Annotated in this window: 16 protein-coding genes; 4 read left to right on the plus strand and 12 right to left on the minus strand. The window is 67.4% G+C overall.

The window, feature by feature from the left end; all coding sequences use genetic code 11:
• Positions 1 to 29 precede the first annotated feature (29 nt).
• Positions 30 to 1,616 (minus strand): type VII secretion protein EccB, encoded by a 1,587-nt coding sequence (gene eccB, locus SREC43747_RS0103165; RefSeq protein WP_081722401.1) that lies wholly within the window; start codon positions 1,614 to 1,616, stop codon positions 30 to 32.
• Between the two features lie 175 nt (positions 1,617 to 1,791).
• Here eccB and eccE point away from each other — a divergent pair, with 175 nt between their 5' ends.
• Positions 1,792 to 3,105 (plus strand): type VII secretion protein EccE, encoded by a 1,314-nt coding sequence (gene eccE / locus SREC43747_RS0103170; RefSeq protein WP_081722402.1) that lies wholly within the window; start codon positions 1,792 to 1,794, stop codon positions 3,103 to 3,105.
• Complete coding sequence (locus SREC43747_RS0103175) at positions 3,102 to 3,836, plus strand: hypothetical protein (protein WP_029719706.1); 735 nt, start codon at positions 3,102 to 3,104, stop codon at positions 3,834 to 3,836. The genes eccE and SREC43747_RS0103175 overlap by 4 nt, the downstream gene beginning before the upstream one ends.
• 116 nt (positions 3,837 to 3,952) lie before the next feature.
• On the opposite strand, the gene truA is transcribed toward SREC43747_RS0103175, so the two are convergent.
• The 8 genes from truA to infA all read right to left on the minus strand — a co-directional run bounded on the left by truA (position 3,953) and on the right by infA (position 8,631).
• Positions 3,953 to 4,831: a tRNA pseudouridine(38-40) synthase TruA gene (truA, locus tag SREC43747_RS0103180; protein WP_029719707.1), complete on the minus strand. Its 879-nt coding sequence runs from the start codon at positions 4,829 to 4,831 to the stop codon at positions 3,953 to 3,955.
• A gap of 20 nt (positions 4,832 to 4,851) precedes the next feature.
• The gene (gene rplQ, locus SREC43747_RS0103185) at positions 4,852 to 5,379 is read right to left on the minus strand and encodes a 50S ribosomal protein L17 (protein ID WP_029719708.1); all 528 of its coding nucleotides are present in this window, start codon (positions 5,377 to 5,379) and stop codon (positions 4,852 to 4,854) included.
• Positions 5,380 to 5,430: 51 nt separating this feature from the next.
• Positions 5,431 to 6,510, minus strand: coding sequence for a DNA-directed RNA polymerase subunit alpha (locus SREC43747_RS0103190; protein WP_029719709.1), 1,080 nt, complete (start codon positions 6,508 to 6,510; stop codon positions 5,431 to 5,433).
• A gap of 143 nt (positions 6,511 to 6,653) precedes the next feature.
• Complete coding sequence (gene rpsD / locus SREC43747_RS0103195) at positions 6,654 to 7,259, minus strand: 30S ribosomal protein S4 (RefSeq protein WP_029719710.1); 606 nt, start codon at positions 7,257 to 7,259, stop codon at positions 6,654 to 6,656.
• Positions 7,260 to 7,282: 23 nt separating this feature from the next.
• Positions 7,283 to 7,687 (minus strand): 30S ribosomal protein S11, encoded by a 405-nt coding sequence (rpsK, locus tag SREC43747_RS0103200; protein WP_009948668.1) that lies wholly within the window; start codon positions 7,685 to 7,687, stop codon positions 7,283 to 7,285.
• A gap of 25 nt (positions 7,688 to 7,712) precedes the next feature.
• Positions 7,713 to 8,093, minus strand: a complete 381-nt coding sequence (gene rpsM, locus SREC43747_RS0103205) for a 30S ribosomal protein S13 (RefSeq protein WP_029719711.1) — start codon at positions 8,091 to 8,093, stop codon at positions 7,713 to 7,715.
• A gap of 149 nt (positions 8,094 to 8,242) precedes the next feature.
• Positions 8,243 to 8,356 carry a 50S ribosomal protein L36 gene (rpmJ, locus tag SREC43747_RS0103210; protein WP_029719712.1) on the minus strand — a complete coding sequence of 38 codons (114 nt, stop codon included), beginning with the start codon at positions 8,354 to 8,356 and terminating at the stop codon, positions 8,243 to 8,245.
• A gap of 53 nt (positions 8,357 to 8,409) precedes the next feature.
• On the minus strand, positions 8,410 to 8,631 hold the full coding sequence (gene infA / locus SREC43747_RS0103215) for a translation initiation factor IF-1 (protein ID WP_009948665.1): 222 nt from the start codon (positions 8,629 to 8,631) through the stop codon (positions 8,410 to 8,412).
• Between the two features lie 340 nt (positions 8,632 to 8,971).
• Between infA and SREC43747_RS0103220 the strand changes: the two genes are divergently transcribed.
• On the plus strand, positions 8,972 to 9,631 hold the full coding sequence (locus SREC43747_RS0103220; protein WP_306413762.1) for a class I SAM-dependent methyltransferase: 660 nt from the start codon (positions 8,972 to 8,974) through the stop codon (positions 9,629 to 9,631).
• A gap of 77 nt (positions 9,632 to 9,708) precedes the next feature.
• Positions 9,709 to 10,320 (plus strand): class I SAM-dependent methyltransferase, encoded by a 612-nt coding sequence (locus SREC43747_RS0103225; RefSeq protein WP_051387628.1) that lies wholly within the window; start codon positions 9,709 to 9,711, stop codon positions 10,318 to 10,320.
• Here SREC43747_RS0103225 and map read toward each other — a convergent pair.
• The 3 genes from map to secY all read right to left on the minus strand — a co-directional run bounded on the left by map (position 10,301) and on the right by secY (position 13,191).
• Positions 10,301 to 11,092 carry a type I methionyl aminopeptidase gene (gene map, locus SREC43747_RS0103230; RefSeq protein WP_029719715.1) on the minus strand — a complete coding sequence of 264 codons (792 nt, stop codon included), beginning with the start codon at positions 11,090 to 11,092 and terminating at the stop codon, positions 10,301 to 10,303. The genes SREC43747_RS0103225 and map overlap by 20 nt on opposite strands.
• Positions 11,093 to 11,164: 72 nt before the next feature.
• Complete coding sequence (locus SREC43747_RS0103235; protein ID WP_029719716.1) at positions 11,165 to 11,719, minus strand: adenylate kinase; 555 nt, start codon at positions 11,717 to 11,719, stop codon at positions 11,165 to 11,167.
• A gap of 161 nt (positions 11,720 to 11,880) precedes the next feature.
• A complete protein-coding gene (secY, locus tag SREC43747_RS0103240) occupies positions 11,881 to 13,191 on the minus strand; it encodes a preprotein translocase subunit SecY (RefSeq protein WP_029719717.1) in 1,311 nt (436 codons plus the stop codon).
• Between the last annotated feature and the right edge of the window lie 299 nt (positions 13,192 to 13,490).

The raw sequence follows: 13,490 nt of genomic DNA on the forward strand, positions 1-13,490 counted from the left end.
TCAGCCGAATTGCGGCCCCGGGAACGGGATCAGGCCCCGGCAGTCGACGCCGCTTGCTGCTGTTTGTTCGGCGTGCGGTTGACCCCCGCACCCTCTTCCACCGGCACCGAGTCGTAGGTGACGCTCGCCGCCGCCGGGTCCAGGAAGTCGCCCTTGGGCAGGGTCCGGGTCAACCAAGCCGGGGCGGCCTTGATGTCACCGCCGCCGCGGATGACGCCCAACCCCTGGGCGGTCGCGACGTCCTTGATGCCGTACTGCACCCCCTGGTCGGACACCAGGACGATCGGGCCGCTGGAAGCACCGGCCTCGTTGGCGGCGGCGCGGACCACGGCGGCCTTGCCGGCCGGCATGTAGAAGTAGTCCACGTTCGGCCCGTCACCGTCGTGCTGGGCCAGCTTCACCGGGGCCTTCGGGGTCAGCGCTTCCTTGTTCAAGGTGACCGTGATGTTGTGGTCACCGTTGACGTTCTTCCAGCTCAAGCAGGAAGTGGGCGACTGCTGGAAGGTGACGGGCTCGGGCACCTCCACCGGGAAGTTGAACAGGTTGAGCTGTTCTTCCTCCGGAGCGTTCGGCGCGTCGGTGACCGCACCGGTGGCGTTCGGCACTTCCTTGCTGTTGTACTTCGACGCGTGCAGCACCGCCGCCGCACCAGCGGTGATCTCCTGCTTGCCGTTCTGCAGCAGCAAGAAGTACTGGTCCTTCTGGCCCGGGACGCTGCGCCGGACGACGTCGCCAACGCTGTAGCTGCTGCCGCTCATGTAGCTCGGCGACGAGTTCTCCCCCGGGATGTCCGGCAGCGTCAGCGCCGGCACCTCCGGGATGGCGTTCAGCATGTTGGTGCTGATGGTCCGCGGCGTTGCTCCGTTCAACCGGTAGACGTCCATCACCGCGGTCTCGCTCTTGTCCACCATGGCCTTGGCCACCTTGGTGTTCGGCTGGCCCGGCAGACCGTCGACCCGGAAGACCAGGTACTCGCGTCCCGAGCTCTGGTCCTTGACGTACAGCGACTGGTCGGGCGCCAGTTCGGGACCGTGCTCGTCGTAGCCGCCGATCACCGTGGTGTGCACCTTGACGGCACGCTCCACTTTGGCCTCGTTGAGGTTGTCCCGCACCTGGCCCACGTCGCAGATGGCCCAGGCCGGAACGGCGATGTTCTTGGCGTCCGGCAGGTACGTCGGAGCGTTGACCAGACCGGTCAGGGAACCGCGCGGGTATTCCGCCAATGCGGCTTCCTTGACGACCGTCGGCTGGATCGCACCGCCCTGGCCACCGCCCTGCGCCATCACCAGCAGCTTGGCCGAGGCCATGTTCAGCATCGGAATCAGCCGTTTGTCGGCCTGTTCGTCGGAAGTCACCACGAAGACGCTTCCGCTTTCCTTGGCGATGACGACCGATCCCGGGTCCGGCACGGTGCCCTTCCCGCTGAAGAGCCCCCAAACCAGGAAGCCGATCATGCCGATGACCGACAGCAATGCACCGACCAGGGTGGACCGCTTGTGCGAGCCCATGGGGTCGTGCAGCATCACCGCGTCTTTGCGCACCAACGCCGATTCCATGCGGCGCAGCACGAACCGGTACGCCTGAACTTGTGACTTTGTTGTGGGTGTTGATGCCATTCTTCGCCTACAGCTCTCCCGTCCGAGGTACGGTTCCGCAGGATAGCCGCAGAGAGATACGGAATGGGTGCGGTTCGGCCGACTCAATCAGTATTCTCATCACGCGGTTGCTCGCCAGACCGCCTACTCGCGCGCCGCGCGCCGCATCTACCTGCGAGGGGGAGAGACCAGACGGATGTCCGTGACCACGAAACATCCGGCCCAGCCGAAAGCTCCCGAGCCCGCCAGCCCGCCCCGCGCCCGGATACGCGCGCGGCGGCGTCGGATCAACGGCGTGACCCTCGGCGGCATCCCGGCGGCCAACGTAGTGCTGATCGAGGTCGGCTTAGCCATCGGCTTCGGCCTCTTCCTGATCAACCAGATGCTTTGGCCCGTTTCCATCGGGATCGCCGCCCTGGCAATCGTCATCGCCCTGCTCCGGCGGCGTGGCCGCTGGTTCACCCAGTGGCTCGGCCTGGTGCTGGAGTACCAATTCCGCAACCACCTCCGCTCGGTTGAGCCGCCGGACTTGAGCGAGCTGGACTCGACCGTCGAGGACAAGAACGGGGACGGCGTCATCAGCCCGGAGGAGAACCACCGGGTCGCCCTGCTGCGCCTGGTCGTCGACGACCTGGTGATCGCCCGCACCCAGGACCACGACCGCAACGACGTCGGACTCGCCTGGCACAACGGCAAGTGGACCGGGGTGCTGCTGGTGGAGACGACCAAGGGCATGCTGAACCCGGTCAACAGCTCCCCGAACCTCCCGCTGAGCGTGCTCGCGCCCTGCCTGGAGGACCGCGGGGTCGTGCTGGACGCCATCCAGGTGATCTGGCACTGCTACCCGGGCAGCGCCGCTCTGCTGTCGAACTCGGCCGCCCTGAACTCCTACCTGGAGCTGCTCGGTCCGCAGGGCACGGCAGCCCGCCGGACCACCTGGGTGACGGTCCGACTGGACCCGCAGCAGTGCGCGAAAGCCATCGGTGAGCGCGGCGGCGGTGTGCTCGGTGCCCACCGTGCGCTGATCGGGGCTATGTCGCGCGTCCGCAACGCGTTGGAACAGCAGGGGATTCCGAGCCGCCCACTCGACCCGGACGAACTGCTGCAGGCCGGGATCTCGTCCGCCGAGCTGCAGAGCGTGCTCAGGTCGCAGTGGCAGAAGCCGGTCGGCCTCAAGGAGAGCTGGGACAGCGTCGCAGCCGGCGAGGTCGGGCACACCAGCTACGCCATCACCGGTTGGCCGAGCCAGCTCGGCAACTCGCTCAACGCGCTCACCGGCATCCGGGCGCTGTCCACGAGCATCGCCATGTCGATCTCCCCGGTCGGCGAAGAAGGCGAAGTGGGCTTGCGCTCGCTGGTCCGGGTCAGCGCCCGCAACCAGAAAGCGCTGGACGCCGCTGACAAGCGCCTGAAGGAGATCAGCACCCGGCTCGGCCTGACGCTGACCCCGCTGCACGGCTCGCAGCTGGCCGGCTACGCCGCGACGCTGCCGCTCGGAGGTGCGGCATGAACCGAAACCGAACCATCGACGTCCCGGGCGCTCACGGGCCGGCCCCGGAATTCATCGTCACGCCGGAAACCCTGGACGCGGTCAGCCTGCCCGGTGATCGCGGCGGCATGATCCTCGGATCCGGACCGGACGGCCAGCCGGTGGCGGTGTCCCTGCTGCGACCGGCACCCACCCGCATCGTCAGCGTCGGCGGGCTGTACTTCGCCCGCCAGCTCGCGCTGCGAGCGCTGGCCACCGGCGCGTGGGTGATCATCGCCACCGCTCGCCCGGCCGCCTGGAAGATGTTGGAGCACACCGCCGGGCAAACCCCGGACGGCAAGCCGGTTCCGCTGTTCCAGATCCGGCGGCTCACCCACTTCCCGCTGCCGCAGTTCGACGAGGACACCCCGCTGCTGGTCATCCACGACGGCGGCGCGGTGCCGCAGCAGGAGCTGTTCCCGCCCCGGGCGGCGTGGCAGACCACCATGTACGTGCTGCCCTACCTGCACCCGCAGGTCGCCAGCACGCCCGCGGCCAACGCCGCGGACCTGGTGCTGCTGCAGCGGCTCCAGCTGAGCGGGGCCAACCACGCGCAACGCATCTGGAGCTTGCAGCCCCAGCAGGCGCAGCAGCTGACCCAGCTGAAGGACGACCAGGTCATCGTGCTGGGGAACTGGACGTGGACGCGCGTTCAGCTGATCACCAGCCCGAAGGAACAGGAGATCCTCGGCCCGATCCGCCGAGGGGACTGAGCGGTGGGGCTTTCCCGCCACCTCGGCGGAAAGCCCCACCCCAGGAAACGTCGAAGGCCGGATGCGGAATCCTCCGCTCCGGCCTTCACTGTTGCCGCCGGTCCGAGCAGTTGCGGCTATTCGAGCGTGCGCACGGCCCGGGCTCGGGCGGCGCGGGCGGCGAGTTCCTCGTCCGGCGGGTACTCCACGCCCACCAGGGTCAGCCCGTGGGCCGGGGCCACCGAGGTGGTCCGCTGCCGTTCCCGCAGCAGGTCCGCTGGCCACCGCACCTGACGACGACCGTCGCCCACCATCAGCAGCGTCCCCACCAGGCTGCGCACCATGGAGTGGCAGAACGCGTCCGCCGTCACGTGGGCCACCACCAGGTGCTCGTCGACCCGCTCCCACTCGAACCGCTGCAGTTCCCGCACCGTGGTGGCGCCTTCGCGCGGCTTGCAGTACGCGGCGAAGTCGTTGAGCCCCAGCAGCTCCGCGGCCGCCTCGTTCAAGGTCTCGACGTCCAGCGGCCGGTTCCAGGCCAAGGTGTCGCGCCGCCGCAGCGGGTCGACGCCCCACGGCGCGTCCGAAACCTGGTAGCGGTAGTGGCGCCGCAACGCGGAGAACCTGGCGTCGAAGCCGTCCGGGGCGATCCGGGCATCGATCACCCGGACGTCCGGCGGCAAGATGCGGTTCCACCGGTGGCGCATCCGCTGCAGGTCCGGGATGCCGTGCTCGTCCACCGGCACCCGGCCTTCTCCCGGGCGCAGCGGTACCGCGTCCACGTGCACCACTTGGCCCCTGGCGTGCACTCCCGCATCGGTGCGGCCGGCCACCACGACCGGACGCGGCACCGAGCGGCCCGGCGGCTGTTTGGCCAGCGCATCCTCCAGGAGGCCCTGCACCGTGCGCAGCCCCGGCTGCTTCGCCCAGCCGGCGAAGTCAGTCCCGTCGTAGGAGAGGTCCAAGCGCAGACGAACGAGCCCGCCTTCCTCGGGAGGAACAGCGGGCTCGTTCACAGCATCTTCGCGAACCGAAATCAGGACTCGTCCTTCTTCTCGGCAGCGTTGTCCTCGGCCTTGGCCTCGGCGCCCTCGTCGGCCGCCTCCTCCACCTGGGTGGCCTCGGTGTTCTCGGCCTCCTCGGTGGCCTTCGGCTCGTCCTTGGCGAACTTGGTGTTGCGCGCCGCCTCCGCTTCCGCGGTCACGGTCTTCTCGTTCACCAGGGCGATGACGGCCATCTTCGCGTTGTCACCCTTGCGCGGCATCGTCTTGATGATGCGGGTGTAACCGCCGTTGCGGTCCGCGAAGAAGGGGCCGATCTCGGCGAAGAGCTTGTGCACGACGTCCTTGTCGCGGATGGTCTTGAGGACCTCGCGACGGTTGTGCAGGTCGCCCTTCTTGGCCTTGGTGATCAGCCGCTCGGCGAACGGACGCAGTCGCTTCGCCTTCGCCTCGGTCGTGGTGATCTTCCCGTGCTCGAACAGCGCGGTGGCCAAGTTGGCCAGGATGAGCCGCTCGTGCGACGGCGACCCGCCGAGACGCGGTCCCTTGGTCGGGGTGGGCATCGGGTTGCTCCTCTCAGGGGCGCGCGCCGGTGACCCGGTCGCGCAACACAGCTACAGCTGCTCTGTCTCCGCGTAGTCCTGACCGTCGTCGTAGCCGTTGTCCTCGACAGGACCCACCGTGGGAGTGGTGCCCTGGTTCGACGACCAGCCCGCGGTCGGGTACTCGGCCGCCGCAGCGGACGGGTCGAATCCGGGCGGGCTGTCCTTCAGCGACAGGCCCAGGCCGGCGAGCTTCATCTTGACCTCGTCGATGGACTTCGCACCGAAGTTGCGAATGTCCAGCAGGTCCGCTTCACTGCGCGAGACCAGCTCACCGACGGTGTGGATGCCTTCCCGCTTCAGGCAGTTGTAGGAGCGCACCGTGAGGTCGAGGTCCTCGATCGGCATCGCGTAGGCCGCGATGGTGTCGGCCTCGGCCGGCGACGGACCGATCTCGATGCCCTCGGCGTCCACGTTGAGCTCCCGGGCCAAGCCGAACAGCTCAACCAGGGTGCGACCAGCCGAAGCCACCGCGTCCCGCGGGGTGATCGACGGCTTGGTCTCGACGTCGAGGATCAGCTTGTCGAAGTCCGTGCGCTGCTCGACACGGGTCGCCTCGACCTTGTAGCTCACCTTCAGAACCGGCGAGTAGATCGAGTCGACCGGAATCCGGCCGATCTCGGCACCGGTCTGCTTGTTCTGCATCGCGGGGACATAGCCACGACCACGCTCGACGACAAGCTCAATCTCCAGCTTGCCCTTTGCGTTCAAGGTGGCGATGTGGAGATCCGGGTTGTGCACCGTGACACCGGCCGGCGGCACGATGTCAGCGGCGGTGACCTCACCCGGGCCCTGCTTGCGCAGGTACATCGTCACCGGCTCGTCCTCTTCGGAGCTGATCACCAGCTCCTTGATGTTCAGGATGACGTCGGTGACGTCCTCCTTCACACCCGGAATGGTGGTGAACTCGTGCAGCACACCGTCGATGCGCAAGCTGGTGACCGCCGCCCCCGGGATCGAGGACAGCAGCGTCCGACGCAACGAGTTGCCGAGGGTGTAACCGAAGCCCGGCTCCAACGGCTCGATGATGAACCGCGACCGAGTCTCCGACACCGCTTCTTCGGACAGTGTGGGTCGCTGGGAGATGAGCACTTCAGTTTCCTTTCCTCACGGCGCCCGCCATATGACGCCGATGGGAGATGGCTTGCCCGCCTGGCGCGGGCGTGGCTGCCGGATTCCCGTTCCGACAGCCGGGGCTTTCCGGCCGGCGGCCCGCAGGCCGCCGGCTGGAAACGTCACTTCGAGTAGAACTCAACGATGAGCTGCTCGGTGACCGGAGTGTCGATCTGCGCCCGCTCGGGCGGCTGGTGCACCAGGATCCGCAGGTTGGACGGGACGACCTGCAGCCAAGCCGGAATCGGCCGCTCGCCCAGGGTCTCCTTGGCGATCAGGAACGGCGTGGTGTTCAGCGACTTGGGCCGGACGTCGATGATGTCCCACTTGGTGACCTGGTAGCTGGGGATGTTCACCTTCTTCCCGTTGACCAGGAAGTGGCCGTGGCTGACCAGCTGCCGGGCCATCCGGCGGGTGCGGGCCAGACCAGCGCGGTAGACCACGTTGTCCAGCCGGCACTCGAGGAGCTGGAGCAGGTTGTCACCGGTCTTGCCGGGACGCCGGTTCGCCTCCTCGTAGTAGGCCCGCAGCTGCTTCTCCAGCACCCCGTAGGTGAAGCGGACCTTCTGCTTCTCCTGCAGCTGCAGCAGGTACTCGGTTTCCTTGACCCGCGCACGCCCGTGCTGCCCCGGCGGGTACGGCCGACGCTCGAAGGCCTGGTCGCCACCGATGAGGTCGACCTTCAGCCGGCGGGATTTACGGGTCGCGGGACCGGTGTAACGAGCCATCTGTGTCTACTCCTTCCCGCGGCTCAGACCCGACGACGCTTCGGCGGGCGGCAGCCGTTGTGCGGCTGCGGGGTCACGTCCTGGATGGTGCCGACCTCGAGGCCAGCGGCCTGCAGCGAGCGGATCGCCGTTTCGCGGCCCGAGCCCGGACCCTTGACGAAAACGTCGACCTTCTTCATGCCGTGCTCAGCGGCCTTGCGAGCAGCGTTCTCAGCGGCCATCTGCGCGGCGAACGGGGTGGACTTGCGGGAGCCCTTGAAGCCGACGTGACCGGCAGAGGCCCAGCTGATCACCGCACCGGTCGGGTCCGTGATGGACACGATGGTGTTGTTGAACGTGCTCTTGATGTGCGCTTGGCCGTGCGCAACGTTCTTCTTCTCCTTGCGCCGCACCTTCTTGACGGCGCCGGCGCGCGACTTAGGTGGCATAGCTGTCGTGATCTCCTAGCGAGGCTTACTTCTTTCCGGCCTTCTTCTTGCCGGCGACCGTCTTCTTCGGCCCCTTGCGGGTGCGGGCGTTGGTCTTGGTCCGCTGCCCGCGCACCGGGAGGTGACGGCGGTGCCGCAGTCCCTGGTAGCTGCCGATCTCGATCTTCCGGCGGATGTCGGCCTGGACCTCGCGGCGGAGGTCACCCTCAACCCGGTAGTTGGCCTCGATGTACTCGCGCAGCGAAGCCAACTGCTCGTCGGACAAGTCCTTCACCCGGGCATCGAACGAGATGCCGGTGGCCGTCAAGATCTCCTTGGACCGGCTACGGCCGATTCCGTAGATGTAGGTCAGCGCGATCTCCATGCGCTTTTCGCGCGGCAGATCAACGCCGGCGAGCCTTGCCATCAGGCAGGTCCCTTCTCCTCCGTTCCAGGTCTGCTCCCCCACCGTCTTCGCTGCCGCGAAGCCCCGGCCTGGTCCGGGGGTCAACCAGCCCTGCTCGCGGGCCGGCAGGCTGAGGGAGTTCTTACTTGTTCAAGTTCCTGCTGCGACTCTCAGCCTTGGCGCTGCTTGTGACGCGGGTTGTCACAGATGACCAGCACCCGCCCGTGCCGGCGGATCACCTGGCACTTGTCGCAGATCTTCTTCACACTCGGTTGGACCTTCACGGTCGATGCTCTCCTGCTCAGACGCGTGCCCAGATTCCCGGACACCGTGGAGGTCACTTGTAGCGGTAGACGATGCGCCCACGGGAAAGGTCGTACGGCGACAGCTCCACTACCACCCGGTCCTCTGGCAGGATGCGGATGTAGTGTTGACGCATCTTGCCACTGATGTGGGCGAGGACCTTGTGGCCGTTCTCCAACTCGACGCGGAACATCGCGTTGGGGAGCGGTTCGATCACGCGACCCTCGACCTCAATGGCCCCGTCTTTCTTGCCCATGTCCTCCGCGTTTCGTGACGGTGACGGTTTGCAGACTCCACAGGAGTCCCTCCTACAGACACCGGTTTCCCGATCCCCGTAGCAAGCGGCCCGCAGCGAAGTCCGGAACGGGACTGCTCCCGAACACAGTCGGACAGACGCTACCAGTGCGCCGACTTACTACTGTACGCGCTGCATTTCCGGCACCGCACATCGGGGCAGCTCATAGCGGCTGCCGGCACTCCCCGTGACCGATCCCGAGGAGCGGTACGCGGGTTCCCTCAGCTTGCACGGCCACTTCGGTGATCATTACGTTCGATCACACCGGAAAGCCGGACAGTCGTGCAGACGAGGAGAATCGGTGGCAATCCAGCAGCACAAATCTGAACAACCTGCTCAAGCGCTTCGCAGGTGCGCAGAATTCGCCGCACGGAAGTTCGGTGAGTACCAGACCTTCCTGGCCACCGCCATCCGCAACCCGCGGGTCGTGGGCGCCCCCACCCCCACCTCCGCCGCGGTGGCCGAAACCGTGGCCCAAGTGGTTCCCACCACCGGAACACCGGTGGTGGTGGAGCTGGGGCCGGGCACCGGCTCGCTCAGCGACGGCATCCACCGCCGCCTGCCGGAAGGAGCCCGGCACATCGGCATCGAGCTCAGCCCCGAACTCGTCGACCACCTCCGCGAGCACAAGCCCTGGCTGGAAGTCGTCCACGGCGACGCCGCCGACCTGCTGGCCCTGCTGGACAAAGCCGGCGTCACGGAAGTGGACGCGGTGATCAGCAGCATTCCCTGGTCCCTGCTGGCGCCCAACGCGCAGGACCACATCCTGCGGCAGGCGACCGAAGCGCTCACCCCGCACGGCGCCTTCACCGCGCTGACCTACCTGGGGGCGGACCGCACCCAAGGCGGCCGGCGGTTCCGCGCCCGGCTCCACGACACCTTCGACGAAGTGCTCACCCACACCACGTGGTTGAACTTCCCGCCGATCCTGCACTACATCTGCCGACGCCCGCTGCGCTGACGCCAGCCCCCTCCAGCTGCGGCCGGCCGGCGGCAACGGCATGCTCTGCCCAGGAACAGGCAAGACGGGGGCTGGCTGTGAGCAAAGCGCGCGAGTACTGGACGTTCCTGACCCGGGCCATCCACGCCCCGGCGACCATAGGGGCCATCGCGCCCACGTCCGGGCACGTCGCCAACGCCGTGGCCGGCGTGATCCCGAGCTTCGGCGATCCCGTCGTGGTGGAGCTCGGCCCCGGCACCGGGGCGGTCAGCACCGCGATCCGCCGCCGGCTGGGCACCCGCGGCCGTCACCTGGCGGTCGAGCTCGACCCGGAGATGGTCCGGTTCCTGCGCTCCGACAAGCCGTGGCTGCAGGTCGTCGAAGGCGACGCCGGTCAGCTGCGGGAACTGCTGGCGCAGGTCGACGTCACCCGGGTCGATGCGCTCATCACCAGCATTCCGTGGACCTTGCTGGAGCCGGCCGAGCAGTACCGGCTGCTGCGGGAAGCCGCGCAGAGCCTCGCCCCGAACGGGGTGTTCACCACCATCACCTACGTGACGACGCTGTGGCGAAGCGCCACCCGCACCTTCGTGCAGGCGCTGCACGAGCACTTCGACGAAGTGGTGCCGCGCGCCACGGTGTGGCCGAACGTGCCGCCCGCGCGGATCTACGTGTGCCGGCGGCCGCTGCTCACTGCTCCGGGTCGGTGAGCACCCACGGGCCGTCCTCGGTGATGGCCACCGTGTGCTCCCAGTGCGCGGCCCGCGAACCGTCCAGCGTGACCACGGTCCACTCGTCGTCCAGCTCTTCGGTCTCCGGGGAGCCGAGCGTCAGCATCGGCTCCACCGCGATCGCCATGCCGACCTTCAGCTTCGGGCCGCGCCCCGGCTTGCCCAGGTTCGGCAGGAACGGCTCCATGTGCATCTGCGAACCGATGCCGTGGCCGCCGTACTCGGCGATGATCCCGTAGTCGGCGCGATCCGCTTTGGCCTTGGCCCGCACCGCCTGCTCGATCGCGTGCGAGATGTCGGTCAGCCGGTTGCCGGCCCGCACCTGCTCGATGCCGGCCCACATCGCCGCCTTGGTCGCCTCCGACAAGGCGAGGTCCGCCGCTGCGACCTCGCCCACCGGGATCGTGACCGCCGAGTCCCCGTGCCAACCGTCCAGGATCGCCCCGCAGTCGACCGAGAGCAGATCACCGGCGGACAGCACCTCGTTCGGGGACGGGATGCCGTGCACCACCTTCTCGTTCACCGAAGCGCAGATGGAAGCGGGGAACCCGTGGTAGCCCTTGAAGGAGGGAACCGCACCGGCGTCGCGGATCACCTGCTCGGCGATCGCATCGAGCTCGCCGGTGCTGACTCCCGGTTTGGCGTGCGCTGTCACCTCCGCGAGGGCCCGGGCCACCACCAGGCCCGCCGCCCGCATCGCCTCAACCTCACCGCGTGACTTGAGCTCGATGCCCTTTCCCCGACGCAACAACGCAGCCACCTTCGAATCGCTTCATCCGCGCTCGCGGCGCGGTCTTCCTGACGTGCTCCGACCCGTTCCCGCTCAGGAGCGGCTCTTCACCGCTTCCAGAGCGCGGGCCGTGATCTCCTCGACCGCCCCCACCGCGTCGATCTTGACCACCAGGTCGCGGTAGTAGTCGAGCAGCGGTTCGGTCTCCTCGTGGTACACCGCGAGGCGACGGCGGATGACGTCCTCGTTGTCGTCCGAACGGCCCCGCTCCAGCATCCGCCGGACCAGCTCCTCCTCCGGGACGTCGAACTGCAGCACCGCGGTCAGCTCGTAGTCGTTCTCGGAGAGGATCCCGGCCAGCACATCCGCCTGAGCGATGTTGCGCGGGTAGCCGTCCAGCAAGAAGCCCTTCTTCGCGTCGGGTTCCGCGAGGCGCTCCCGGACCATCTGATTGGTGATCTCGTCGGGCACCAGCTCACCGGCGTCTATGTAGCTTTTCGCCTTCTGGCCCAGGGGCGTGGAGTTGCCGATGTTCGCGCGGAAGAGGTCCCCGGTCGAGATGTGGGGGACTTCGAGCTTCTCACTGAGCACTGCCGCCTGGGTGCCCTTGCCCGCACCGGGCGGGCCGACGAGAACCAATCGCACCAAGGGTCTGCCTCCGAATCAATCCGATCGCGCGCCAGCTGTTGACGAACCCGCCTGCCCTCCCTCTACCGGGCAACCGGAACCGCCGCTAACGATACGCACCGGCCGGAAAATACCGAACACCTGCCTCGGCAATTGCTGGCAACCGACCGACTCGGGCAAGCCTACCGGAGGAAGCCCTCGTAATTCCGCTGCTGGAGCTGGCTTTGGATGTGCTTCACGGTGTCGAGGCCGACGTTGACCATGATCAGCACAGCGGTGCCGCCGAACGGGAAGTTCTGCGCTGCCCCCTGGCCGGTGAGGCCGATGAAGAAGTTCGGCAGGATCGCCACGATGCCCAGGTACAGCGAGCCGGGCAGGGTGATCCGGGAGAGCACGTAGCTGAGGTACTCCGCGGTCGGACGCCCCGGCCGGATGCCCGGGATGAAGCCGCCGTACTTCTTCATGTCCTCGGCGCGCTCTTCCGGGTTGAAGGTGATCGAGACGTAGAAGTAGGCGAAGAAGATGATCAACGCCATGTAGAGCAGGATGTGTACCCAGTTCGCCGGGTCCGCGATGTAAGTGCTGATGAACCGCACCCACCAGGAGTCCTGGTTGCCCGACAGCTGGGTCAGCAGCTGCGGCAGGTACAGCAGCGACGACCCGAAGATCACCGGGATGACACCGGCCTGGTTCACCTTCAACGGCAAGTACGTCGAGGTGCCCCCGTACATCCGGCGGCCGATCATCCGCTTGGCGTACTGCACCGGGATCCGGCGCTGGGCCTGCTCGATGAACACCACGGTCGCCAAGATCGCCACCGCGAACGCGCACACCACGCTGAACACCAGCGGGCCGTGCTGGTTGAAGATGTTGACGCCCTCGGCCGGGACCCGGGAGGCGATCGAGGTGAAGATCAGCAGCGACATGCCGTTGCCGATGCCGCGCTCGGTGATCAGCTCACCCATCCACATCAGCACCGCGGCACCAGCGGTCATGGTGACCACGATGACGATGAGGTTGAAGACGCCGTCGTCCGGGATGGGGGAAACCGTGCAACCGGGGAACAGCTGCCCGCGCACCGCCAGCGCCACGATGCCGGTGGCCTGCAGCACCGACAGCGCGATCGTCAGGTACCGGGTGTACTGCGTCAGCTTCGCCTGACCGGCCTGCCCCTCCTTCTTCAGCTGCTCGAAGCGCGGGATCACCACCTGCAGCAGCTGGATGATGATGCTCGCGGTGATGTAGGGCATGATGCCCAGCGCCAGCACCGACAACTGCAGCAGAGCACCACCGCTGAAGAGGTTCAGCAGGGAGTAGACGCTCTGCGCGCTGCTGCCCTGGAGCTCCTCGACGCACTGCTGGACGTTCGGGTAAGAAACCCCGGGCGAGGGGATCGCCGCGCCGAGCCGGTACAAGACGACCATGCCCAGCGTAAACAGGATCTTGCGGCGCAGGTCCGACAACGCCAGAGCCGAGCGGAAGGCGCTGAGCACGCAAACCTCCTGTATTGGAGCCGGACGGTACCGGCCGGGGACGGACGGCCGACTTGCCAAGCCGACCAGCGGAAAATTTTCCAATGCTGCCGCGAAGACAGCACCGCGGGGGCGACTCTAGCAGGCCGCAGGGAGTTCACGGTGGGCTACCGCGACCTTACTCGTGATCATCGTCTCAGCTCACCGCTGGTGTCACGCCATCAGATGACCTTCGAGCAGCCGCAGCCCAATCTTCCCCGTTATTCCCACAGCTCGCCACTAGATCGCACCCGCGACCAACGGCAGCAGGCCGGCCGCTC

This window comes from Saccharopolyspora rectivirgula DSM 43747 (assembly GCF_000497205.1).
In the GTDB taxonomy this organism is placed as follows: domain Bacteria; phylum Actinomycetota; class Actinomycetes; order Mycobacteriales; family Pseudonocardiaceae; genus Saccharopolyspora; species Saccharopolyspora rectivirgula.